This window comes from Nocardia amikacinitolerans NBRC 108937, assembly GCF_001612615.1.
Taxonomy (GTDB): Bacteria; Actinomycetota; Actinomycetes; order Mycobacteriales; family Mycobacteriaceae; genus Nocardia; species Nocardia amikacinitolerans.
In genome coordinates this window covers 45,730-67,706 of the sequence record NZ_BDAU01000046.1, presented here as the reverse complement: position 1 = coordinate 67,706, position 21,977 = coordinate 45,730, and the positions used below count along the sequence as shown (strand labels likewise).

The window sequence follows — 21,977 nt, the reverse complement described above, 5'->3', positions numbered from 1 at the left end:
GTTCAGCAGTCCGTCTGGAACGGATAGCAGTCGCGGGGACGAGACAGCGATGGAGTCGGGTCCACCGTGGTGGTGGTCTCCGGGGCGGGATGCGGTTCGTCACGCGCCACCGCCGTCGCGACGACGCCGAACACCACCAGTATGCCGATCAGCGCCACCGCGACGACGGCCCAGGTCGCTGCGTGCTGGCTGCGCGTGGGCGGACGCGGCGGAGGTGGCGCGGTGCGCGGCGGCGGCGCGACAGGGACGGGCATGTGCGAATGCGGCGCGAGTTCGTCGAAACCGTCGGCGATCAGTTCGGCCCGCGACGGCGCCGTCACGCCGAGCGCCGTGGCCGCCGAAATCACCCGGTCGGCACTCCAACTGCGCGGGCCGGCCGCGAAACTCTCGATATAGATGCGTAATTCGGTGGAGTCGGGCACGTTGGCGACGACGACGTCGATACCGGAGCGCAGGTTCGTCCGCGCGGGCCGCACCACGACGCCGCGCAACGGAACGAGCGCGACAACGCCGCACACGTGGCCCGGATCGAGCAGCGCCCGTTCGAGTTTGCTCTTCACCGCGTACACGCTCTGTTCCAGGCGTTCGGCCGGATTCGCGTTGCTCTCGTCGTCGAGATCGGCGGGAGTGTCGCTGATGGTCCACGGCTCGTCGGCCGCCACGTGCAGAATGCCGCTCTGCCGCCGCCGGAAACCCCTGACCTCGACCACCGTGATGCCGCGCGGAGTGATCAGCACCGCGTCGATCTGGCGGGTTCCGTTGTCCCCCACGTGCGCATCGATCGCGGCGAGACCGGTCGTCGGAAAGGACCGCAGGCAGTCCACGAATTCCTGCTCGGCCCCGGAGAGCTGCGCTCCGGGCCTGATCTTCACCAGCATGTGCCTCGACCCCTGCTCAACTGTTCGCCCTCGCGGCGCGACCGCCCACAGCCCCGGCGATCCGCACCGGTACTGATGATGCCGGTACGCACCCGGGAAAACCACTGGAAAGCGGAAAGCGCGGGTAGGCTCGGCTCTCGGTCCGGCGCGAGCTACCGGACCCAACCACGATGGCGTGGAGCGCGGGGAGGCGCTCACCGCGCGGAAGGCGGGAAGCATGGTTTCGATGTCGCAACCACGTATCGCACCGGGACGTCTCAAGGAGCTCGGTCCGGTGAATTGGGCTGTCTGGCAGGTGCTCTCGCGCGCCGCTGGCACACCGGACGCGCACCTGTTCAGCACGCTCGGCCGCACCAAAGGACTGTTCCGCGGCTGGCTGCACTACTCCGGCAGGCTGATGCCGGGCGGGCGGCTGCCGAGGTACGAATCCGAGCTGGTCATCATTCGCGTCGCCCACCTGCGCAGCTGCGAGTACGAGATGGACCATCACATCCGGCTCGGCCGCCGCGCAGGCGTCACGCCGGAAATCCTGGAAAGACTGCGCACCGGACCGGCCGATCCCGCGTGGAACGCCAAGCATCGCGCGCTGCTCGAGGCGGTCGACCAACTCGTCACGACCCGCGACATCGACGACACCACCTGGACCCACCTGGCCGAGCACTACGACGAGCGCGGACTCATCGAAATCGTGCTGCTGATCAACCAGTACGAGGGATTGGCGTCGACCATCACCGCACTACGCATTCAACGCGACGGAATCTGAACCTCCACGATCCAGCGGAGCAGTTCAGCGCCGGACCGCGCGACGCCGCGACCTTGCGTCGCCGAGCCGTGCAACGCAGGCCGCCGTGCAACGCAGGCAGCGCAGCGCGGGACAACACCACGCCGGGAGATGAGGTAGCTCCGAGCCGGGTAGCACCAAGCCACACGGTGCGGGGTCGGGCAACGCCGATCCGAGCGGCGCTGTGCAGCACCGAGCCATGCAGCCCGAGGCCCAGCCGGGCCGGGTCGTGCAGGCCGGGCCGCGCAGTGCGTGCCGGGCAACGCCGTGCAGCGAAGGCCGCGCAGCGCCGAGTCATGCGCGCAAGGCCTGGCCGAGCGGCGCCGCGCAGCGCGAGCCGGGGCAGTACCGATACGAGTGTTGGCGTCGACCATCACAACGCTGTTCAGCGCGACGGAATCTGAAGCGTGCCACGTCGTTCAGCGCCGGACCGCGCTGCGCCGGGGCATTGCAGCGCCGAGCCGTACAACGCGCGACATGCTGTGCAGCGCGAGCCGTGCAGCCTGGTCGTGCAGCGCCGAACCATGCGATCCGAGGCCGACCCGGGGTAATGCCGGGTCGGCAACGCCGGGCCGAGCGGCGCGCGCCGTGCACCGCCGAGCCATCCAGCGGCAAAGACCGAGCCTTGCAGTGCCGGACCGTGCGGCACCGGGCTAGCAGCGACGAGCCGTACAACGCAGGCCGGGCCGTGCTGTGCGGCGCCGGGCAATCAGCGCGAGGCCAAGCCAGGTATCGCCGAGCCGAGCCGGGTCGGCCAACGCTGAGCCGAGCGGCGCCGTGCAGCGCGAGCCGTGCAGTGCAAGGCCGAGCCGGGTCGGGTCGTGCAGGCCTGTCCGCGCAGTGAGTTGCCGGGCAACGCCGTGCCGAACGGTTCGGGGGCAGCTCCGATCCAAGCGGCGCCGTGCAGCGCGAGCCGTGGAGCGCCGAGATGCGGCGCAAGGCCGAGCCGAGCCGGGTCGAGCAGCACCGGGCCGGGCCACTCAGCGCAGGGCCTGCAGCGCGAACCATGCAGCGCCGATACGAGGGGTTGGCGTCGACCATCACCGCGCTGGGTGTTCAGCAACGGGATCCGAAGCGTGCCAACCGTTCAGTGCCGGACCGCGCGGCGCAGGAACCTTTGTAGCGCCGAGTCGTGCAACGCTGGCCGGGTCGGCCCGTGCAACGCCGGGCAGCGCAGTGCGGGACCGGACAACTCCACGCCGCGAGGTGAGGCAACTCCGAGCCGGGTGGCTCCAAGCCATGCCGAGCCGTGCCATACAGCGCCGCGCTGAGCCGGGTCGGGCAGCCGCGGTCGCGCAGCGCCGAGCCAGTCGCGCCGAACCATTCAGTACGGAGTCGAGCCGGGTCGGGCCGCGCAACGCGGAGCCGGGCATGTGGGACAGCTGCGAGCCGCGCCATACACCGCTGGGCCGAGCTGGGTCGGGCCGGGCAGCGCCGAGCTGGATAGCGCCGAGCCTGCGGTGCGGGGTCGAGCAGCGCCGAGCCGGGTCGGGCAACGCCGATCCGAGAGGCGCTGAGCAGCGCCGAACCATGCAGTGCAACGCCGAGCCGGGTCGGGTCGTGCAAGCCGGGCCGCGCAGTGCGTGCCGGGCAATGCGGTGCAGGACAGTTCGGGGCAGCTCCGATCCGGGCCGGGTCTGTAGCTCGAGGCTGTGCCGGGCAACACAGGGTCAGAGGGGTGCGGCGCAGGTTGTGCAGCGTCTGGGCAGTGGCTCCTGGAGCGGCGCGGTGTCGTCCCAGGCGCGCATTGGCAACCGACTGTGATTCAGCTCATAGTGCAGACGGCCGGAAATTTCCCTACAAAGTACAGCGTACTAAGTAGAGAGTTTTTCGAGGAGGATGTATGAATATCACCGCTTCCGCCATTTCGCTCAATGTCGCCGACCCGCAGGCCTCGGCCAAGTTCGTCATCGACCACCTCGGATTCACCGAGAAGATGTCCGCCGACGGGTTCGTCTCGCTGGAGCGGCCCGACGCCGGGATGAACCTCATCTACTTGCGTACCGGGCTGAAGTCCTTCAAACCGGCGAGGGCGGCGGGGAGCGCGGGCGACGGGTTGCTCGTAGTGTTCGTGGTCGACGACATCGACGCGGAATACGCCCGCCTCCAGGGCGAGGGCGTACCGATCGTGACGCCCATCGAGACCGAGGAATGGGGCGAGCGCTACTTCCAAATGTCCGACCCGAACGGAATCATCCTCCAACTCGTCCAGTGGGTCTAACCCGCTAGTCCGCTGCCACACACCGCGTGTACGCCTCACACAGCCGATGACTGTGTGAGGCGTACGAAAGGTGTGTGGCAGCGATTTCCCGGTCAGCCGAGGGCGGCGCGGAAGACCTCGACGGCCGGGGTAGACGGGCGGCCGAGCAGCTTTTGCAGGTCGCCGGAGTCGACGTCGAGGTAGCCCGCGGCAATGCCGGTGTCCGCGTCGGCCAGCGCCTTCGCGTAGGCGGCGGGCAGCCCGGCCTGCTCCAGCGCGGCGGCGTAGTCCGCCTCGGCGAGGTTCCGGTAGCGCACCGGCTTACCCGATGCTTCCGAGATCGACTGTGCCAGTTGGTCATACGTGAGACGCTCGTCGCCGCCGAGCTCGTAGACGCGGCCCTCGTGTCCGTCGGTGGTGAGCACGCACGCGGCGGCCGCGGCGTAGTCGGCGCGGGCCGCACCGGCCACTCGACCTTCGCCCGCCGCACCGTGCAGCACACCGGATTCCACCGCGTGCGCGAGGCCGCCCAGGTAGTTCTCCCAGTACCAGCCGTTGCGCAGCAGTACGTGGGGCACGGTGGATTCGCTCAGCACCGCCTCGGTGCCGCGATGCTCCTGCGCGAGGATCAGCGGGTTCTCGGTGGCACGGGGAATGCTGGTGTACGCGAGCAGCCCGACACCCGCACGCTCGGCGGCGCGAATCACGGTGGTGTGCTGGGCAATTCGCTGGCCGAACTCGTTGCCGGAGATCAGCAGCAGCCGGTCGACACCCGCGAGCGCGCGGTCGAGAGCGGCGGCGTCGCCATAGCCGGCTTCGCGCACGTCAACGCCACGGTCGGCCAGATCGGCCACCTTGCCCGGATCGCGCACGATCGCCACGGGCGAAACGCCCGCGCGCAACAGTTCCTCGACGACGAGCCTGCCCAGCTGTCCGCTTGCTCCCGCGACGGCGACGGTCATGATTCCTCCAAATGTCAGATCTGCATGTACTTACTATTAGTAAGCACTATGCATTCCGACGCCACTGCCGTCAAGGCGGGTACCATCGACCCCATGGACACCCAGCCCACCACGTCGGCCGAGGTCGACGACGCGACGCTGGAAGCCGACGTCTTCGCGCGAAACTGCACGTCACGGCCGGTTTTGCAGAATATTGCGAGCCGGTGGGGCATTCTCGCTCTGGTGGCGCTGCGCGAGGGTCCGTACCGCTTCAGCGCGCTGCGCAGGCGGGTCGACGGTGTGAGCGAACGCATGCTCTCGCAGACTCTCCAGGCGCTGGAGCGCGACGGCATGGTGCACCGCGAGGTGCAGGAGACGATTCCGCCGCGTGTCGAGTACACCCTGACCGAACTCGGCGCCGAGGTGGCCGCCCAGCTCGAGGGGCTCATTCAGCTGGTGGAGAAGAACATGCCGCGGGTGCAGGAGGCCCAAGCCGCCTACCACCGCAAGTGATCGGGAACGACCGCGCCCGCAGAGCGGTTGCAGGAGACATGGAACTCTCCGAAGCCGTCGATTTCGCTCGCTCCGCTCGCCGTTCCGTGCTGACCACCATCCGCCGCAACGGCAGGCCCCAGCTGTCCAATGTGCTGCACGTCGTCGGCGACGACGACATCATCCGCATCTCCATCACCGCCGACCGCGCGAAATACCACAACCTGCGCCGTGACCCGTGGGCCGCGCTGCACGTCACCCGCGACGATTTCTTCGCCTACGCCGTCCTCGAAGGCACCGTCGAACTCACCCCCGTCGCCGCCGACCCCGACGACCCCACCGTCGACGAACTCGTCGCCTACTACCGCGCCGCCTCCGGCGAACACCCCGACTGGTCCGACTACCGCCGCTCCATGGTCGAAGACCACCGCGTCATCGCCCGCTTCACCCCCGACCGCGCCTACGGCATGCTCTGACCGCGCGACTCCGCGCCGACGAACCTGGCCTCCTTCCCTCGATAGGGTGATGTATGGCCACGTTGGACTCTGACGACGAGCTCGCGGCAGCGACCGTCGGCGAGCTGAAGCCGTACGCCGTCGAGATCGTCATCGAGGACTACAACCCCGCATGGCCCGCCTGGTACGCCGAGGACGAAGCCGTGATACGAGCGGCGCTCGGTACGTTCGCGTTGCGGATCGAGCACACCGGCTCGACCGCTGTGCCAGGGCTCTCGGCCAAACCGCTGATCGACATCCTGCTGGTCGTCCCGGACGCCGCCGACGAGGCCGCCTACGTTCCAGCCCTCGAAGTCGCCGGCTATACATTGCGGATCCGGCAGCCGGACTGGTACCAGCATCGCTGCCTCGTCCGGCGGGTGGAGGACGGCGCGCGGTGGAGCGTGAACCTGCACGTCTTCGACCCGGAGTTGGGCGCACCCGAGATCGAACGCATCGTCGCCTTCCGTGACCGGCTCCGCACGCACGACGACGACAGGAAGTACTACGAGCGAGTCAAACGGGAACTGGCCCAGCGTGACTGGAAGTTCGTCCAGCACTACGCGAACGCCAAGAGCGACGTCGTCGAGGAGATCCTCGGCCGAGCACTTCCCGGTCGTAGGTCAGTGCGTGAGGAGTTGGGTGACGGGGAGGAAGGTGTAGCCGTCGGCGCGTAGTTCGGCGACTATGCGGGGGATGGCGGCGAGGGAGTCCGGGTTGCTCATGACGTGCAGCAGGATGATGGAACCGGGGCGGACGTTCGCGAGGGTTTCGCCGACGATCTCGTCGGTGGTGGCGACCTTGCCGGAGTCCGGTTCGACGTCCCACATGACGGTGGTGCGGTCGTGGTCGGCGAGGTACCGGGGCAGCGACCAGAGCTTCTTGCCGTAGGGCGGGCGGAAGGTGATGGGTCCGCGGTAGCCGGTCTTCGCGATCTCGGCGTCGGTGTCCTCGATCTCGGCGCGCACGGTCTCGTCGGAGACGAACACCATGCGGCGGTGGTTGTAGGTGTGGTTGCCGATCTCGTGGCCTGCGGCGGCGATCGCCCTGCCGGCCTCGGGTCGCGCGGCGAGATCACGCCCGTTCAGGTAGAACGTAGCCGGAATACCAGCGTCCGCAAGGACTTTCAGCACTTCGGGTGCATTGTCGGAGGGACCGTCGTCGAGCGTCAGCGCGACCACTTTGTCCGCGGTGTCGACCCGATCGACCAGCCGCCCCGCCACCTGATAGGTGCGCGAGTTCATCAGGAAATAGGTGCCGACACCGAGCAGCACGACGAGCACCAGAGCGAGCGCGGCCCCGGTCAGCATTCGGCGAAGCATCTTCGCTGTATATCAGAAGTCGCGACCGAACCCCCTCGGCGAGAACCGTATTCGGGCGAACGAATCCTCCGCGCCCTACCATCCACCCCGAGGGCGAGTCTTACGAGCCCGTTCGCGGCCCGTCTCGCTTCCGAGCGCTCGAGACGCATGCACCGAAGGTGCGAGACTCGAACGCTCGGAAACGAGACATCAGGGGGGCCGCGAACCCGCGCGCTAGCGCGCCGAAAACACCGCTCAGAAGTTGATCATGTGGCCCGCGAGACCGTGGATGGCCTCCTGCAGCGCCTCGCTGAGCGTCGGGTGGGTGTGCACGTTGCGCGCCAGCTCGTTGACCGTCAGGTCCCACTTCTGGGCCAGGGTCAGCTCGGGCAGCAGCTCCGAGACGTCCGGTCCGATCAGGTGACCGCCGATCAGCTCCCCGTACTTGTTGTCGGAGATCAGCTTCACGAAACCGGTCGCGTCGCCGAGGCCGTGCGCCTTGCCGTTGGCGGTGAACGGGAAGGTCGCGACCTTCACGTCGTAGCCCTCGGCGCGCGCCTGCTCCTCGGTGAGGCCGAAGCTGGCCACCTGCGGCTGGCAGAAGGTGGCGCGCGGCATCATGCGGTAGTCACCGAGGGTGACGGTCTCCGCGCCGCCGATGGTCTCGGCCGCGACCACGCCCTGCGCCTCCGCGACGTGCGCGAGCTGCAGCTTCCCGGTGACGTCACCGATGGCGTAGATGTGCGGCACGTTGGTGCGCATGTAGTCGTCGATGGCGATGGCGCCGCGCTCGAGCTGCACGCCGGTGTTCTCCAGGCCGTAGCCCTCCACCCGCGGCGCGAAGCCGACGGCCTGCAGCACCTTGTCGACGGTGACGGTCTCCACCGAGCCGGACTTGTTGTCCTTGATCGAGACGGTGACCTTGGACCCGTCGTCGTCGATGGACTGCACGGCCGCACCGGTGGTGATGGTGATGCCGAGCTTCTTGTACGCCTTGGTGATCTCTTTGGAGACGTCGGCGTCCTCGTTGGGCAGCGCGCGGTCCAGGAACTCCACGATGCGCACGTCGACGCCGTAGTTCTTCAGGACGTAGCCGAACTCCATGCCGATCGCGCCCGCGCCGACGATGAGGACCGAACCGGGCAGGTCCCGGGTCATGATCTGCTCTTCGTAGGTGACCACGTTGGCGCTGAGCTGGGTGCCGGGCAGCAGCTTGGTGACGGTGCCCGTCGCGATGATCACGTTGTCGAACGTGACGGTCTCGGTGCCGCCCTTGGACAGCTCGACCGAGAGCGTGTTCGCGTCGACGAAAGTGCCCTTGCCGTCGAACTCGTCGATCTTGTTCTTCTTCATCAGGAAGTGGACGCCCTTGACCCGGCCGTCCGCCACCTTGCGGCTGCGGTCGAACGCCGCGCCGAAGTCGAAGCTCGCCTCACCGGTGATGCCGAAGGTCTTGGCCTCCTTGGTGAAAATGTGCGCGAGTTCGGCATTGCGCAGCAACGCCTTCGACGGGATGCAGCCCACGTTCAGGCACACACCGCCCCAGTATTTCTGCTCGACGATCGCTGTTCGCAGGCCGAGTTGAGCGGCACGGATCGCGGCGACATAACCGCCGGGACCAGCGCCGAGAACGACGACATCGTAGTGGGAAGTCACGCCACCGAGCCTAACTCCGTTGCCGGGAGTTCACCCACCGTGGTCCCGGTTCGGTGAGATGCCGAGCACAGGGGGACGGACGAGCGCCGCCGAGGCCGCGCCGACCTGGACGGGATCGGCCCCGTGAGCACTACGGTGAGCTGGTGACAAACGGCGGATCGAGCGGTGCGGACGGCGTCCGGCCGCTCGATCCGATCGACGGCACCACCTCGACGCACCTCGTCCGCCTGGTCCGTGATGTCGTTCGGCTATCGAACGTCGATCCGGCGCGACTGACCCGCATTCCCTCGATCGATGACGCCGCGCTGGCCGGTGAACTCAACCGGATTCCGCTGCGCTCGCTGGTCGACCTGTGGGAGTTGCTCGCGCGGGCGAGGCCGGAGCCGGGAGCTGGACTTGCCGTGGCGCGGGCCGCGCCGCTCGGGACACTGACCACCTGGGACTATCTCGTCACCACCGGCTCGACGCTGGCCGACGCGCTGCGGGCGGCACAGCCCTACCACCGGGTGGTGACCGCCGCCGCCGAAGGCTTCGAGCTGGACCACCCCGGCGAACTCACGGTCGGCTACCGCACCACCGCGGGCGATCCCGACGTCGCCGCGGTGGTCAACGAGTACGTACTGGCCTACTACCTGCGCCGCGCCCGCGAGGCGACCAGTCGACCCGTCGTCCCCGCCCGGCTCACCTTCAGCCGCGCCGCCCCGGCGTCCCACGACGTGTTGACCACCGCCTTCGGCACCGACCGCATCGAATTCGACGCACCGGCCGACACCATCACCTTCACCGCCGCCGACGCCGCCGCACCGCTCCCCCGCGCCGACCCCATGCTCGCCGACCTGCTCCGCAGCCACGCCGACTTGGTGCTCGCCACGGCCAAGCCGGTCCCCGGCCCGCTGGAGGCCTTCCGCACCGCCTTGGACGCCATCCTCGACCAGGGCGAACCCTCCCTCGCCGCGGTCGCCCACCGACTTGCCGTGAGCCCGCGCACCTTGCAACGTCAACTCGCCGAGCACGACACCGGATGGCGACACGAGGTCGACCTGGCCCGCTACGAACGCGCCAAAGCCCTTCTCGACCAAGGACTTACCACCGCGTCCGTCGCCGACCGCCTCGGCTTCGCCGACGACCGCGCGCTACGCAAGGCCTTCCGGCGCTGGACCGGTGCTTCCCCCTCCACCCGTCGGCGCACCTGACACCGCCGAGCGGGACGCATGTCCTCGCAGGCCGTGCACACGCTTCGCAGACCGTGCAGCTCCCGCGAAGGGTACAAAGCGTCTGCGAAGTCCCCTCCCTCTGCACGGCGCGAAGTTGCAGCGGGGCGCGCCGGGATGGTGGCGCGTTCGGACCGGTTGGTGGCGGCGGAGGACCTGGGAAGTCGGTTGGGGCGCTCATAACGTGATTCGTGCCGGATGGAACGGTCCGGAACGTTCTCGGATGAAGCGCGAAACAGATGAGTACACAGGCGGTTTCGAACACGGTCACAACCAGGGAGATTCACTTGGCGGCCCGGCCCGATGGTGCGCCTACCCAGGCGAACTTCGCGCTGGTGACCCGACAGATCCCCGAACTCGCCGAAGGGCAGATCCTGGTGCGCAACACCTGGATGTCGGTCGACCCGTACATGCGCGGCCGGATGGACGATCGTCCGTCCTACATCGCACCGTTTCAGGTCGGCGCGGTGCTGGAGGGGTCCGCGGTCGGAGAAGTGATCGCCTCGCGGTCGGCGCGGATTCCCGTGGGCGCCACGGTGACCCACTTCGCGGGGTGGCGGGAACACTCGGTGGTCGATGACGAACTCGCGACGCCGATCGATACGTCCGCGGCCGAGCCGCAGCACTTCCTCGGCGCGCTCGGCACCACCGGGCTCACCGCGTACGCCGCGCTCACCGATGTGTCGCCGGTCCGGCCCGGCGACACCGTCTTCGTCTCGGCGGCGGCGGGCGCGGTGGGTAGTGTCGCGGGTCAGCTCGCCAAGGCGCTCGGTGCGGGCCGGGTCGTCGGCTCGGCGGGCGGTCCGGCGAAAACCGCTCTGCTGCTGGAGGAATTCGGTTTCGACGCCGCGATCGACTACCGCGCGGGCGACTTGGCGGGGCAGCTCGCCGAGGCAGCTCCGGAGGGCATCGACGTCTACCTGGACAGCGTCGGCGGTGAGCACCTGCGCGTCGCGGTGGCGGCCATGCGGCCGAAGGGCCGGGTCGCGCTGGTCGGCGCGATCAGCGGATACAACGGCGCGACCGGCGAGCAAGGACCGGACCTGTATCTGGCTGCCACCAAGGAAGTTTCGCTGCGCGGCATGTTGGTGAGCAGCTACTTCCCGATCTTCGGCGAGTACATCGCCAAGGCCGCCGCCTGGCTGGCCGACGGCACCCTGCGCACCAGGGAGACCGTCTACGAAGGGCTGGAGCAGGCACCCGCCGCGTTCCTCGGCGTGCTGTCGGGTGCCAACACCGGCAAGATGCTCGTGCGTCTGGGATGAACGCACCGGTCAGCGCCGACCACACCGTCTGGCCCGACGGCACACCCAACAGACCGCTCACGGGGGGTTGCGCAAGCACCCGCCGCCCTTGTCGACGTCCTGTCCTGTGCCAACCGCACGGCCGAGGACGAGTGAGCCCGGGCCACAGCCGCGCAAGCCGAAGCCCGCTCAGTCCCGCCAGACCTGCTCGGCGACCCTGCGGAAGTTCCCACCGAACACCGCTGCCCGCTCGTTCTCGGTGAATCCGCGCGCGGCCAGCTCGGCGTCCAGCCCTGGACCGACGCCGACGCCGAGCAGGTCCTCCGGCGGAACCCATTGCAGTGGACCATATTTGGTATATGACTCGGAGAAGGCGTCCGGATTGGCGAACAACTCGGCGTTGAAATCGTCGGCGTCGAAGGAGTAGTCCGAGCCGATGCCGATGTGCTGCACGCCGACGAGTTCCGCACCGTATTGGACGTGGTCGGCCATGGCCGCGACGCGGAGGGCTCGTTCGTCGGGCTCGTTGTGCCCCAAGAAGATTCCGACGCCATTGATACCGATGACACCGCCGGTCTCGGCGCACGCCCTTGCCTGCTCGTCGGTGATGTTGCGCGGGTGATCCCACAGCGCGGCGAAATTGGCGTGGCTGTAGATCATCGGCACGGAGGTCGACGCGGCGAGGTCCAGCCCGGTACGCCGCGAACAATGCGCGCCGTCGACGAACACGCCGACCTCGTTGAGCTTGCGCACCAAATCCCTACCGTAGGCGGTGAGTCCGGTGTCCTCGGTGTCGAGACAACCGCAGCCCGCGGCGTTGGCGTAGTTGTAGGTCGGCAGCAGCGAGCGCACGCCGAGTTCGTGGAACACCTCGACGTTGTCCAGATCGCCGCCGAGCGGCTCGGAGTCCTCCAGATCGAAGGCGAGCGCGATGCGTTCCGGATCGCCGAGGTCGTCCAGACCGCTGACCAATCGAAACCGGCCGTCCGCCAGCGCATCCCGGCGGAACTGCCGCACCAGCGCCAGCGAATCGGCGGTGCTCTGACTGGAGTAGCCGATGTTCAGCGACAGGTAGGAACCGAGCGGATACCTGGCCAGCTCCGTGATGTCGGCGGAGGGCAGCAGCGGCAGACAACAGTGCTGCTCCCACAGGAAGGCGGCCAAATTCGAACTCCTGTCGCTCGGTGCGGAAGTTCGATCTTAATGAGCGCGGGCAGCGACGAATTCGAGACGAATCCGCGACACAACGGTGGCTAACGAATTGTCGGATTCGACCGATTTCCCGTGTGCTTCATCCCAACTGCCCCAAGGCGGTGCGACGTGCGTCGCTTCCTCGTTCTGATTTCCGCGCTGGTCGCCGGAATCGCACTCCTGATCTTTCCCGGCTCCGCCGACGCGACCCCCTCTTATTGCGGTCTGGTCTGGGGTTCGCTCGAGAAGACCGAACCGAACCACTCGACCGCGCCCGTCACGAGCGTGCGCTCCGGTCGCCACCAGTGTTTCGACCGGCTCGTCATCGACGTCGCCGGTCCGGTCACCGGCTACCGGGCGACCTACGTCGGCTCGGTGAGCATGGACGCCTCCGGCGCGCCCGTGCCGCTGCGCGGCGGCGCCTTCCTGAGCGTGACGGTGCACGCTCCGGCCTACGACAACGCGGGCAACCCCACCTACAACCCGGCCGATCGGGGCGAACTGGCGAGAGTCGCCGGCTATCGGACCCTCCGGCAGGTCGCCTGGGCCGGGTCGTTCGAAGGCCAGACCACCTTGGGCGTCGGCGTGCGCGCGCGGCTGCCGTTCCGGGTGTTCACGCTGGACGGGCCCGGCGGCGGATCGCGGGTCGTGATCGACGTCGCACACTTCTGGTAACCGCGCACGCAGGGAGGACGCCGCTCAGCAACAATAGTTGACATGAGCGGCGTCGAGCAGAACGTGAACGATCCCTACTTGTGGCTGGAAGAGGTGACCGGCGAACGGCCACTGGCGTGGGCGCGCGCCCACAACGAGGTCGTCGGACAACGCTTCGCCTCGACCGAGCGGTTCACCGAGCTGGAGCGCCGCATCCTCGACATGCTCGACACCGACACCAAGATCGCCTACCCGGGCCGTCGCGGGCGCTGGCTGTACAACTTCTGGCGCGACGCCGAGCACCCGCGCGGCCTGTGGCGGCGCACCACGTTCGCCGAGTACGCCAAGGAGTCGCCGGACTGGGACGTCCTGATCGACTTGGACGCGCTGGCCGCCGCCGAAGGCGAGAACTGGGTGTGGGGCGGTGCCGCGGTGCTGCGGCCGGAGCAGTTGCGCGCGCTCGTCAGCCTGTCCCGCGGCGGCGCCGACGCCAAGGTGGTTCGCGAATTCGACATCGAGCGAAGAGAATTCATCGAACCGACGGACGGCGGTTACTTCCTGCCCGAGGCGAAATCGGAGATCCGCTGGATCGATGTCGACTCGGTGTATGTCGGCACCGATTTCGGCCCCGGTTCGCTGACCGAATCCGGATACCCACGCATCGCCAAGCGCTGGCGGCGCGGCACCGAACTCGCCGACGCCGAAACGGTTTTCGAGGGCGCCGAGGAAGATGTCGCGGTCTCCGCGGGCTACGACCGCACCCCCGGCTACGAACGCCATTTCGTCGGCCGCGCCACCGACTTCTTCAACGAAGAGGTCTACCTCATCGAGGACGACGGCACGCTGCGCCACATCGACGTGCCGACCGACGCCAGCGAATCCTGGTACAAGGACTGGCTGCTGGTTCGCTTGAAGTCGCCGTGGGAGGTGGGCGGCGTGACCTATCCGGCCGGTGCGCTGCTGGCCACCGATTTCGAGAGTTTCCTTTCCGGCGCACGGGAATTCGAGGCGCTGTTCACCCCCGACGCGCACACCTCGCTGCACGGCTACGGCTGGACCGAGAACCACCTGCTGCTCATCACCCTCCAGGACGTGCAGACCAAACTGCACGTACTCACCCCGGGCCCCGACGGGTGGTCCGTCGAGCCGCTGGCCGACACGCCCCCGATGGCGACGACCAGCGTCATGAACCTGGACCCGCTGGAGGGCGGCGACGAGTTCATGCTCACCACAAGCGGTTTCACCACCCCCGCCACGCTGCTTGCCAGCGCGGTCGGTGGCAGCACCGAACAGCTCAAGCAGGAGCCCGCGTTCTTCGACGCCGAAGGCGTGCAGACCGAGCAGTTCTTCGCCCGCTCCGACGACGGAACGATGGTGCCGTACTTCGTGATTCGGCACCACGACCGCACCGACGAGCCGGGCCCGACGGTCATGTCCGGCTACGGCGGTTTCGAAGTGTCCCGTACGCCCGCCTACAGCGGCGCGTCCGGCATGGGCTGGCTCGAGCGCGGCGGCACCTGGGTGATGACCAACATCCGCGGCGGCGGCGAGTACGGCCCGGAGTGGCACACCTCGGTACAGAAGGCCAACCGCCACAAGGTGTACGAGGATTTCGCCGCCATCGCAAGGGATCTCGTCGACCGCGGCATCACCACCCCGCGGCAGCTCGGCGCGGTGGGCGGCAGCAACGGCGGTCTGCTGATGGGCGTGATGCTGACCAGGTACCCGGAGCTGTTCGGCGCCATCGTCTGCCAGGTCCCGCTGCTCGACATGAAGCGCTACCACCTGCTGCTGGCAGGCGCGTCGTGGATGGCGGAGTACGGCGACCCGGACAAGCCGGAGGAGTGGGAGTACATCGGCAAGTACTCGCCGTACCAGAACGTGCGCGCCGACGCCGAGTACCCGCCCATCCTGCTCACCACCTCCACCCGCGACGACCGCGTCCACCCCGGGCACGCGCGCAAGATGGCGGCGCTGCTGGAGGAGCAGGGACACACGTTCTGGTACCACGAGAACATCGAGGGCGGACACGGCGGCGCCGCGGACAACAAGCAGATGGCGTTCCAGGCCGCGCTCATCTACGAGTTCTTCACCCAAATGCTCATGGAGAAGGGCGAATAGGACTCACGCGGTGGCGTGCTCCAGCTCCGCGAGCCCCGTCTCCAGGTGCCGAAGGATTCGCTGGAGGTGGGGCACGCTGCGGCGGCAGCCGACCACGCCGAAATCGAGATTGTCGGCGTTGGACGTCACGGTGATGTTGAGCGCCTGGCCGTCCAGCACGATCGACATCGGGTAGTTGCCGTCCAGCCGCGCGCCGTTCCAGTACATCGGTTCGCGCGGCCCTGGCACATTGGAGATCACGATGTTGAACGGCGGGCGCGTCATCGAGACGAAGCCGGGCACGGTCGACAGGCCGAGCGGCGCGATCATCAACGCCGACACCGCGAGTGCCTGCGTCTTGGGCATCTGCGCGAACAACCGCTTGCCCTCGCTCATGGACTCGCTGATCGTCCGCAAGCGCTCGGCCGGGTCGGGCAGATGGGTGCCGAGATTGCACAGGATCGTGCCGACGCTGTTGCCGCTCTCCTCGTCCGCGCCGTCGTGCCGCAGCGACACCGGGACCATCGCGATGAGCGACCGATCCGGCAGCGCGTCGTGCTCGAGGAGATAGCTGCGCAGCGCCGCCGAGCACATCGCGAGGACCACGTCGTTGACGGTGACACCGGCCGCCGCCTTCACCGCCCTGATCCGCGCCAGCGGCCAGGACTGCGCCGCGCAACGCCGCGCTCCCCCGATTCGCACGTTGAACATCGAGTCCGGCGCGTCGAACGGGAGGGCGAGCCGGTGTTCGGCGAGCGCCTGTTTGGCCAGCGCCAGGGTCGACGGCGCGATGCCGCCGATGCCGCGCAACGCGCCAACCGCGCGTCCGGCCAGCGACGGACCCCCGCCGCGTCGGCCCTCGCCGGAGGAAGTCCACGGCACCTGGACGTCGGTCGCGTTCGGGTCGGTGCTCAGCGTGCGCTGGAGCAGCAGTTGCGCCGAGACGCCGTCGATCAGCGCGTGGTGCACCTTCGTGTAGACCGCGAGGCGACCGTCGTCGAGTCCCTCGATCAAACGCTGCTCCCACAGCGGGCGGTGCCGGTCGAGCAAGCTGCTGTGCAGCCGGGAGGTGAGGTCGAGCAGTTCCCGCACCCGGCCCGGTGAGGGGAGCGCGGAGCGGCGCAGGTGATAGTCCAGATCGACCTCGTCGTCGTAGGACCAGGTGAGACTGGAGATGCCGCCGAGCAGCGTGCCAGGACGTTTGCGGAACAGGCGCTTGCGCACCGGCATCGCGAGCATCTGTTCATGGATGGTTCTGGCGAAGTCGGGACCGGCGTCGTCCGGCGGCTGGAACAGCTGGAGCGAACCGACGTGCATCGGGTGTTCCCGCGACTCGTTCACCAGGAAGATCGCGTCGGGTGGAGATATCAACTCGACCATGTGCCCGTCCCTTGCCGAACCCGAGTCGAAGAAATGTACCGCTTCGCCCGCGCCGGTCGGCCGGATTCGGCTCCACCGTCGCGTGTTCGCGGTCATCGCGCGGCAAACATCTACGTCGTAGATGAGATCTACAGCGTAGCCGCAAAGCGGTGGCGGCTACCATGCCCGCATGTCGTCCTTTCCAGCCGCCCCGGCGCACGGCACGCGGCGGTTACCGGCGTGCGTTGTCGTCCGGCAGGCGGACCCGCGGCGGCCGGTCGCCGGATGACGTCGCGCAAGCGGACACCGCCCACCCGCACCGCGCTGAACCGCGACTACATCGCGGCGGTCGCGCTGACTGTCATCGACGAGACCGGGCTCGACGGGTTCTCCATGCGCAAGCTCGGCGCCGCGCTGGGCGCCGATCCGATGGCGGCGTACCGGCATTTCTCCGATCAGCAGGATCTGTTCGACGGGATCGCGGCGGCCATGTTCGCCGAGCTGGAAATGGAAAGCCTGCCGTGGCAGGAGGATTGGCGCGAACTGCTGCGTGCGTACGCGCGCAGACTGCGGTCGACGCTGCGCAGGCATCCGAACGCGGTGCCGGTCTTCGCGACCCGGCCGGTACGCAGCCCGGCCGCGATCGAGACCGGCAACTGGATGATCGAACGATTGCAGGGCACGGGTTTCGAGCCCGGCCATGCCCGGCAACTGACCCAGTGTCTACGCGACTACGTGATCGGCCACATCCTCGGCCAAGCCGTCGCCGCCGTGCGTGACGGCGATGCGATGCGGCGCGGCCGCAAATCCGTTGTGCCCGAGAACGACACGTTGGTCAGGTCAGGCGCCGCGGCGGGTGGCGATCATTTCGAGGTCGGCGTCGAGGCGATGCTCGACGGGTTCGCGGGCCGGTTGGCGACGAGCCGCTGAGCCGATCAGCGGTCGCGCAACCATTTCTCGATGCGGTCGACGGTCGAATTCGGATCCGGGATCCAGCCGTTGTGCCCCAAGCGTTCCGGCTGATGCCAGGTGGTCAGGTCGGCGGCGGGCATTTTGCTCAGCAGGTGTTCGGCCGACCCGCGCGGGGTGAGTTCGTCGCCCGCGATGGTGATCGACAGGACCGGAAGCTTCAGCCGGGCGATGCGCTCCTCGTAGTCGATATCGGCGCCGACCGGAACGAAACGGCCGGTGCGGGCCAGCCGCGCCCAGTCGGAGATGAGCACCTTCGACTGGGGTCCGAAACCGCCGACGGTGATCCGGTCGCCGGGCCAGAAACCGGCGAGGCTCGCGGTCAGCGAGGCGGCGGCGGTGCCGAACAGCATGCCGGGACTGAACAATCCGCGATAACCGCGGTAATACGGCGTGCCCGAGGCGACCAGGATCAGCCCGCCGAGCCTGCCGCGGACCCGCGCCGCGTACATGACGGCGAGCTGACCGCCCATGCTGTGCCCGAGCAGGTACGGCGTGCTCGACGGGAACCGATCGCGCACCACCTGGAAGATGGCGGGGAAGTCGACCGACACCAGTTCGTGGTAGCCGTAGGTGCTGGTCGGGCTCGGCCGCGGGCGGCTGTCGCCGTTGCCGCGCAATTCGCCGATGGCCGCGTCGAATCCGCGCGCGGCGAGCTGCTGGGCGACCAGTTCGTAGTACGCGCCCGGCACGCCGAGCCCCGGCACGATCACCACGACGGGGCGCGGCGCGTCGGGCGTCACCGGATGCCGGTGCTGACCCTCGGCCGGAATCAACCGCACCGGAATGGTGCTGCCGTCCGGCACCTGGATCGGAACTGTCTCCATGCTGCGCACGCTACCGCGCGGCCTCGGGCGCCGCCGCGCGGGCAGCCGACCAGCCGGTCCGCTACGCGCCGACCGCGCCCATGATCACCCGGCTCAGCACGCGGATCACATCGTCAAGCGGCGGGCGCGGATCCGACCCGCTCCACGAATCCACCACGTAGTTCACCGCGCCGATGATCGCCAGCACCCGCATTTCGTAGTCACCCGGCGGGATTTCGCCGTGCATGGCCGCGTCCTCCGCGGCGCTCGCGAGTAGCGAGCCCCACACCCGGCGCAGCTCCAGGCGGAATTTCTCCACCTTCGGCCCGGCGCCGACCACCTCGACGAGCGCGACGCGCGCCTTGCGCGGATCGGCGCCGATGGACTCGACGTAGGCGCGCACCGCGGCGTCGATGATCTCCAGCGCGGACGCGTCCGTCTTCTTGTCGAGCGCGGCGGTCACCGCTTCGCGCGACTCCTTGTCGATTTGCTCGTAGAGCTCTAGTAGGAGTGACTCGCGCCCGGTGAACTCCTCGTAGAACTGTCGCGAGGAGAGCCCGGCGTCTTTACAGATGGCGCCCACCGAACTATTGGCGTATCCGTCGCGCGCAAAGACCGTCAGGCCCGATTCCAGAAAACGCGCACGCCGCTGGCGTTGCCGGTCCTCTACGGGTTGCCCGGCATACATTCGTCCCGTATTCGCATCCTGTGACATTGGGGCAGACAATACCGAAGGGCCCGATCCCCTCGTCATGGATCGGGCCCTTCGTCTCAACCTTCGACCGACCGCGCGTTAGCCGAAAGTTGGCAGCCTGGTAGCTAGATCAAACATTCCTCCGATCCGACCATCGCAACTCCGTTGTCACTGACTGTTTGCCGACACGGACGATACCGAGCAATCCGCCGCGCAGGAAGGCTTTTGGAGGAATTTCGTAGAACTTTTTTCGAACGGACCGGTTCCGATCCTTCACCCGGCGACGCCGCTGGTCGACAGCAGTTCCGGCAGCGCGGTCACCGAGTCGATCACGTGGTCCGGCGCGACGTCGGCGGCGGCGAGTACGCCGGGGCGGAACTTTCCGGTGCGGACGAGTACGCCCGTCATGCCGACGGCTTGCGCGGCCAGCACGTCGGAATGCAGGTCGTCGCCGACCATCACGATCTCGGCGGGCTCGAGTTCCATGAGCTGCGCGCAGGTGCGAAACCCCGTCGGGGCGGGTTTGCCGATCACCTCGATCTCCGCGTTGCCCGCCGCCGAGAGGCCGGGGAGATACGCGCCCGCGTCGATACGGAGGCCGTCGTCGGTGGCCCAGGTGAGACCGCCCTGCATCGCGACGACCGGCACGCCGTCCAGCATCAGCTCGACCACCCTGCTGAGCGCGCGGTGTGTGAATTCCGTTCCCGCGCCGCCGATCACGACTACATCGGGGTCCTTCTCGACCAGTTCCAATCCGGCCAGATCCGCTTCGATGTCGCCGTGATTCAACAGCCAGACACGGGAATCCGGATAGCGGCGCCGCAGGAATTCGGCGGTCAGCCTGGCCGCCGTGACGATTTCCTCGGTATCGATCTCGAATCCCGCCGACTTCAAACGACTGCCGATCTCGGCGCAAGTCCTCGAGGTGGTGTTGGTGAGAAATGCTCGGCGCAAACCCTTTTCGCGCAATTCCCGCACGGCGGCGCGCGCTCCCTCGATCTCGTGCCATGAGGTAACCAGCACGCCGTCGATGTCGTAGAGCACGCCCTTGATCTCGCCGCGCGACATGAATTCAGCCTACGACCGGAGTGGGTGGTGCGCCCGTGGAACGGTCAGACAAGGTGCTTACCTCGGGCCGCCCGGTTGCGTCCGATCATCAGGCGCCGGTCGCGCCGGAACGCGAGTCGCGCGACGATCGATCGACCGGCGGAGAATTCGACCATGGCGCTTTCGACTCCCGATGTGGTGCAACGGTTCTGGGATGCCGACCAGCCGACGATCACGACCGGTGACGGCCTCGTCCTACGGCCGTGGCTCGCCGGTGACGCCTCGGCGGTGTTCGCCGCGTTCGCCGATCCGGCGATCCAGCGGTGGCACGACATGCACCTACACGCCCGCATCACCACCGACTGACCGCGGGGCCGGATTCGGCCGAATGCTGCGAGAGCATAGGACTGGGTCAGCGAATCGGAGTGGGGGCCGGGGTGGGTTCGGATGCGGCCGAGCGGGCCAGGGCGAGGGTGGCGGCGGTCATCGCGGTGAGGGCGAGGGCGAGCAGGATGACGTGGGCGCCGTCGACGTCGAAGTACTCGTCCAGCAGCAGGATGCCGAGGGCCGCGGCGACGACGGGTTCGGTCACCGTCGCGGCGGGCAGTGAGGCTTGCAGCGCCCCCGCCTGGTAGGAGTCCTGTTGGAGGACCACCGCGGCGACGCCCACCACGACGAGGGCGTAGGTCTCCGCGGAACCGAACACCGCGGCGGCCCCCTCCCCGATCAACGTGACCACGCCTTTGGTGAGCACCGCCGCCAAGCCGAACAGCGCGCCAGCCGCGATGCCGAGCAGCAGCGCCCGCCGCCTGCCCGGCTGTCGCGCGCCGAGCAGGCAGGCCGCGAAGAGGGGGACGCCGATCGCGGCGGTCAACGCCCAATGCCAGGCCGCCACATGCTGTTTCCCCTGCCGTGGATCGCCGACGATCAGTAGCACCACGATGGCGACGCTGAGCACCAAAGCCCACAACCATTCCGAACGCCGAATCGCGCGGCCGGAGAGAGTCGCCGCCAATGGCAAGGCGAACAGCAGGGAACTCACCAGAAGCGACTGGACCAGAAGCACCGATCCGCGACCGAGCGCCATCGCCTGGAAGACGTAACCGCCCGCGCCGACCGCCGTGCCGAACCACCACAGCGGCCGATGAACCAGGCTGCCGATCGCGCCGAGACGCCCGAGATCCACATCAGGCACCCGCGCCGCCTCCCAGTGCCGCATGACCGCGCTGAACGCGATGCACAGCGCGGCGACCAGCGCGAATCCGATCGCATGCAGGTGCGCCATCACCGCAGACTACCGACGTCGCCCGGGGTGCCGCGGACGTTCGCGATCCCGCGCCGCTCCGCCCCCGCATACGGAAGCGAGCGCCGACGAGCCGCGCCGCGTCGCGGACACCAGGCCGTCGGCACCGCGTGTCCACACCAGCCGCCCCTGTTTGCTGGGCAGCGGGCTCTGGCGGAAGCCTCGGTTCAGGCGGGCCTATTTGTTCGCCGTGGGCGCGTCCTCGCGAGCGGCGTCGAAAGCGTCGGCGCAGCGGGTCAACAGCTCGACGAGGGTGTCGCGCTCCGTGGCAGTGAACGCGGCCGCCACCGAACGCTCGACCCGGATCGCGCGGGCGTCGGCGTCCTTCATCACCGACTCGCCGCGCTCGGTGAGACGGGTCTCCAGGACGTTCTTGTGCCAGGCGTGCGGGGTTCGTTCGATGAGGCCGCGCTCCTGGAGGTTGGTGAGCACGGTGTTCATGGTCGGCGGGGTGACGCCGCACAGGCGCGCCAATGCCGCCGCCGAGATGCCCGGGTTCTCGGCGAGGAACAGCAGCGCGGAGTACTGGGCCACGGTGACCCCCGCGGGCTTCAGCGCGACGTTCTTCGCCGTCGCCAGAGCCTGCTCCGCGCGCTTGACGTAGGAGCCGATGCGTTCGGCGGCGGGCATAGGGGTCATGCCTGGCATGGTATCCG

The 21,977-nt window shown here is 68.4% G+C and carries 22 protein-coding genes; 11 read left to right on the top strand and 11 right to left on the bottom strand.

The features are described 5' to 3' along the window. Positions 1 to 2 precede the first annotated feature (2 nt). A complete protein-coding gene (locus tag NAM01S_RS28805; protein ID WP_067791223.1) occupies positions 3 to 878 on the bottom strand; it encodes a nuclease-related domain-containing protein in 876 nt (291 codons plus the stop codon). Positions 879 to 1,095: 217 nt separating this feature from the next. Here NAM01S_RS28805 and NAM01S_RS28800 point away from each other — a divergent pair, with 217 nt between their 5' ends. Next, the gene (locus tag NAM01S_RS28800) at positions 1,096 to 1,641 is read left to right on the top strand and encodes a carboxymuconolactone decarboxylase family protein (RefSeq protein ID WP_067791246.1); all 546 of its coding nucleotides are present in this window, start codon (positions 1,096 to 1,098) and stop codon (positions 1,639 to 1,641) included. A 1,861-nt stretch (positions 1,642 to 3,502) separates the two neighbouring features. After that, positions 3,503 to 3,880, top strand: a complete 378-nt coding sequence (locus NAM01S_RS28790; protein WP_067791220.1) for a VOC family protein — start codon at positions 3,503 to 3,505, stop codon at positions 3,878 to 3,880. 92 nt (positions 3,881 to 3,972) lie between these two features. Here NAM01S_RS28790 and NAM01S_RS28785 read toward each other — a convergent pair whose 3' ends face one another. Then, positions 3,973 to 4,821, bottom strand: coding sequence for an SDR family oxidoreductase (locus NAM01S_RS28785; protein ID WP_067791218.1), 849 nt, complete (start codon positions 4,819 to 4,821; stop codon positions 3,973 to 3,975). 93 nt (positions 4,822 to 4,914) lie between these two features. On the opposite strand from NAM01S_RS28785, the gene NAM01S_RS28780 reads away from it, so the two are divergent. The 3 genes from NAM01S_RS28780 to NAM01S_RS28770 are packed head-to-tail and all read left to right on the top strand — an operon-like array spanning position 4,915 to position 6,463. Then, on the top strand, positions 4,915 to 5,313 hold the full coding sequence (locus NAM01S_RS28780; RefSeq protein WP_067791216.1) for a winged helix-turn-helix transcriptional regulator: 399 nt from the start codon (positions 4,915 to 4,917) through the stop codon (positions 5,311 to 5,313). A 38-nt stretch (positions 5,314 to 5,351) separates the two neighbouring features. After that, positions 5,352 to 5,768: a PPOX class F420-dependent oxidoreductase gene (locus NAM01S_RS28775; protein WP_067791214.1), complete on the top strand. Its 417-nt coding sequence runs from the start codon at positions 5,352 to 5,354 to the stop codon at positions 5,766 to 5,768. Positions 5,769 to 5,821: 53 nt separating this feature from the next. Next, positions 5,822 to 6,463 carry a GrpB family protein gene (locus tag NAM01S_RS28770; protein ID WP_067791212.1) on the top strand — a complete coding sequence of 214 codons (642 nt, stop codon included), beginning with the start codon at positions 5,822 to 5,824 and terminating at the stop codon, positions 6,461 to 6,463. Here NAM01S_RS28770 and NAM01S_RS28765 read toward each other — a convergent pair. Together NAM01S_RS28765 and lpdA are read right to left on the bottom strand one after the other, a co-directional pair. Next, positions 6,410 to 7,108, bottom strand: a complete 699-nt coding sequence (locus NAM01S_RS28765; protein WP_067791210.1) for a polysaccharide deacetylase family protein — start codon at positions 7,106 to 7,108, stop codon at positions 6,410 to 6,412. The genes NAM01S_RS28770 and NAM01S_RS28765 overlap by 54 nt on opposite strands. A gap of 234 nt (positions 7,109 to 7,342) precedes the next feature. Beyond that, the gene (gene lpdA, locus NAM01S_RS28760) at positions 7,343 to 8,743 is read right to left on the bottom strand and encodes a dihydrolipoyl dehydrogenase (protein ID WP_067791208.1); all 1,401 of its coding nucleotides are present in this window, start codon (positions 8,741 to 8,743) and stop codon (positions 7,343 to 7,345) included. 143 nt (positions 8,744 to 8,886) lie between these two features. On the opposite strand from lpdA, the gene NAM01S_RS28755 reads away from it, so the two are divergent. Continuing rightward, positions 8,887 to 9,936, top strand: a complete 1,050-nt coding sequence (locus tag NAM01S_RS28755; protein WP_067791206.1) for an AraC family transcriptional regulator — start codon at positions 8,887 to 8,889, stop codon at positions 9,934 to 9,936. Between the two features lie 257 nt (positions 9,937 to 10,193). Then, complete coding sequence (locus tag NAM01S_RS28750; RefSeq protein WP_067791205.1) at positions 10,194 to 11,219, top strand: NADP-dependent oxidoreductase; 1,026 nt, start codon at positions 10,194 to 10,196, stop codon at positions 11,217 to 11,219. A 168-nt stretch (positions 11,220 to 11,387) separates the two neighbouring features. Here NAM01S_RS28750 and NAM01S_RS28745 read toward each other — a convergent pair whose 3' ends face one another. After that, positions 11,388 to 12,362 (bottom strand): dipeptidase, encoded by a 975-nt coding sequence (locus NAM01S_RS28745; protein WP_067791204.1) that lies wholly within the window; start codon positions 12,360 to 12,362, stop codon positions 11,388 to 11,390. A gap of 156 nt (positions 12,363 to 12,518) precedes the next feature. Between NAM01S_RS28745 and NAM01S_RS28740 the strand changes: the two genes are divergently transcribed. Both NAM01S_RS28740 and NAM01S_RS28735 read left to right on the top strand, forming a co-directional pair. Then, positions 12,519 to 13,064, top strand: a complete 546-nt coding sequence (locus tag NAM01S_RS28740; protein WP_067791203.1) for an AMIN-like domain-containing (lipo)protein — start codon at positions 12,519 to 12,521, stop codon at positions 13,062 to 13,064. A 42-nt stretch (positions 13,065 to 13,106) separates the two neighbouring features. Continuing rightward, entirely contained in the window at positions 13,107 to 15,164 is a 2,058-nt protein-coding gene (locus NAM01S_RS28735) for a prolyl oligopeptidase family serine peptidase (RefSeq protein ID WP_067791201.1), read from the top strand. Between the two features lie 3 nt (positions 15,165 to 15,167). On the opposite strand, the gene NAM01S_RS28730 is transcribed toward NAM01S_RS28735, so the two are convergent. Next, positions 15,168 to 16,523 (bottom strand): WS/DGAT/MGAT family O-acyltransferase, encoded by a 1,356-nt coding sequence (locus NAM01S_RS28730; protein WP_067791199.1) that lies wholly within the window; start codon positions 16,521 to 16,523, stop codon positions 15,168 to 15,170. 264 nt (positions 16,524 to 16,787) lie between these two features. Here NAM01S_RS28730 and NAM01S_RS28725 point away from each other — a divergent pair, with 264 nt between their 5' ends. Continuing rightward, on the top strand, positions 16,788 to 17,432 hold the full coding sequence (locus tag NAM01S_RS28725; protein WP_067791197.1) for a TetR/AcrR family transcriptional regulator: 645 nt from the start codon (positions 16,788 to 16,790) through the stop codon (positions 17,430 to 17,432). A 5-nt stretch (positions 17,433 to 17,437) separates the two neighbouring features. On the opposite strand, the gene NAM01S_RS28720 is transcribed toward NAM01S_RS28725, so the two are convergent. The 3 genes from NAM01S_RS28720 to NAM01S_RS28710 form a co-directional block, all read right to left on the bottom strand. Further along, positions 17,438 to 18,298 (bottom strand): alpha/beta hydrolase family protein, encoded by an 861-nt coding sequence (locus NAM01S_RS28720; RefSeq protein WP_067791195.1) that lies wholly within the window; start codon positions 18,296 to 18,298, stop codon positions 17,438 to 17,440. 61 nt (positions 18,299 to 18,359) lie between these two features. Further along, positions 18,360 to 18,965 (bottom strand): TetR/AcrR family transcriptional regulator, encoded by a 606-nt coding sequence (locus tag NAM01S_RS28715; RefSeq protein ID WP_067791193.1) that lies wholly within the window; start codon positions 18,963 to 18,965, stop codon positions 18,360 to 18,362. A 279-nt stretch (positions 18,966 to 19,244) separates the two neighbouring features. Next, positions 19,245 to 20,039 carry an HAD-IIA family hydrolase gene (locus tag NAM01S_RS28710; protein WP_067791191.1) on the bottom strand — a complete coding sequence of 265 codons (795 nt, stop codon included), beginning with the start codon at positions 20,037 to 20,039 and terminating at the stop codon, positions 19,245 to 19,247. 153 nt (positions 20,040 to 20,192) lie between these two features. On the opposite strand from NAM01S_RS28710, the gene NAM01S_RS28705 reads away from it, so the two are divergent. Then, on the top strand, positions 20,193 to 20,384 hold the full coding sequence (locus NAM01S_RS28705) for a GNAT family N-acetyltransferase (protein ID WP_067791190.1): 192 nt from the start codon (positions 20,193 to 20,195) through the stop codon (positions 20,382 to 20,384). A 46-nt stretch (positions 20,385 to 20,430) separates the two neighbouring features. On the opposite strand, the gene NAM01S_RS28700 is transcribed toward NAM01S_RS28705, so the two are convergent. Together NAM01S_RS28700 and NAM01S_RS28695 are read right to left on the bottom strand one after the other, a co-directional pair. Continuing rightward, on the bottom strand, positions 20,431 to 21,303 hold the full coding sequence (locus tag NAM01S_RS28700; RefSeq protein ID WP_067791188.1) for a DMT family transporter: 873 nt from the start codon (positions 21,301 to 21,303) through the stop codon (positions 20,431 to 20,433). Between the two features lie 195 nt (positions 21,304 to 21,498). After that, a complete protein-coding gene (locus tag NAM01S_RS28695) occupies positions 21,499 to 21,960 on the bottom strand; it encodes a MarR family winged helix-turn-helix transcriptional regulator (RefSeq protein WP_253799472.1) in 462 nt (153 codons plus the stop codon). Positions 21,961 to 21,977: the final 17 nt, after the last annotated feature.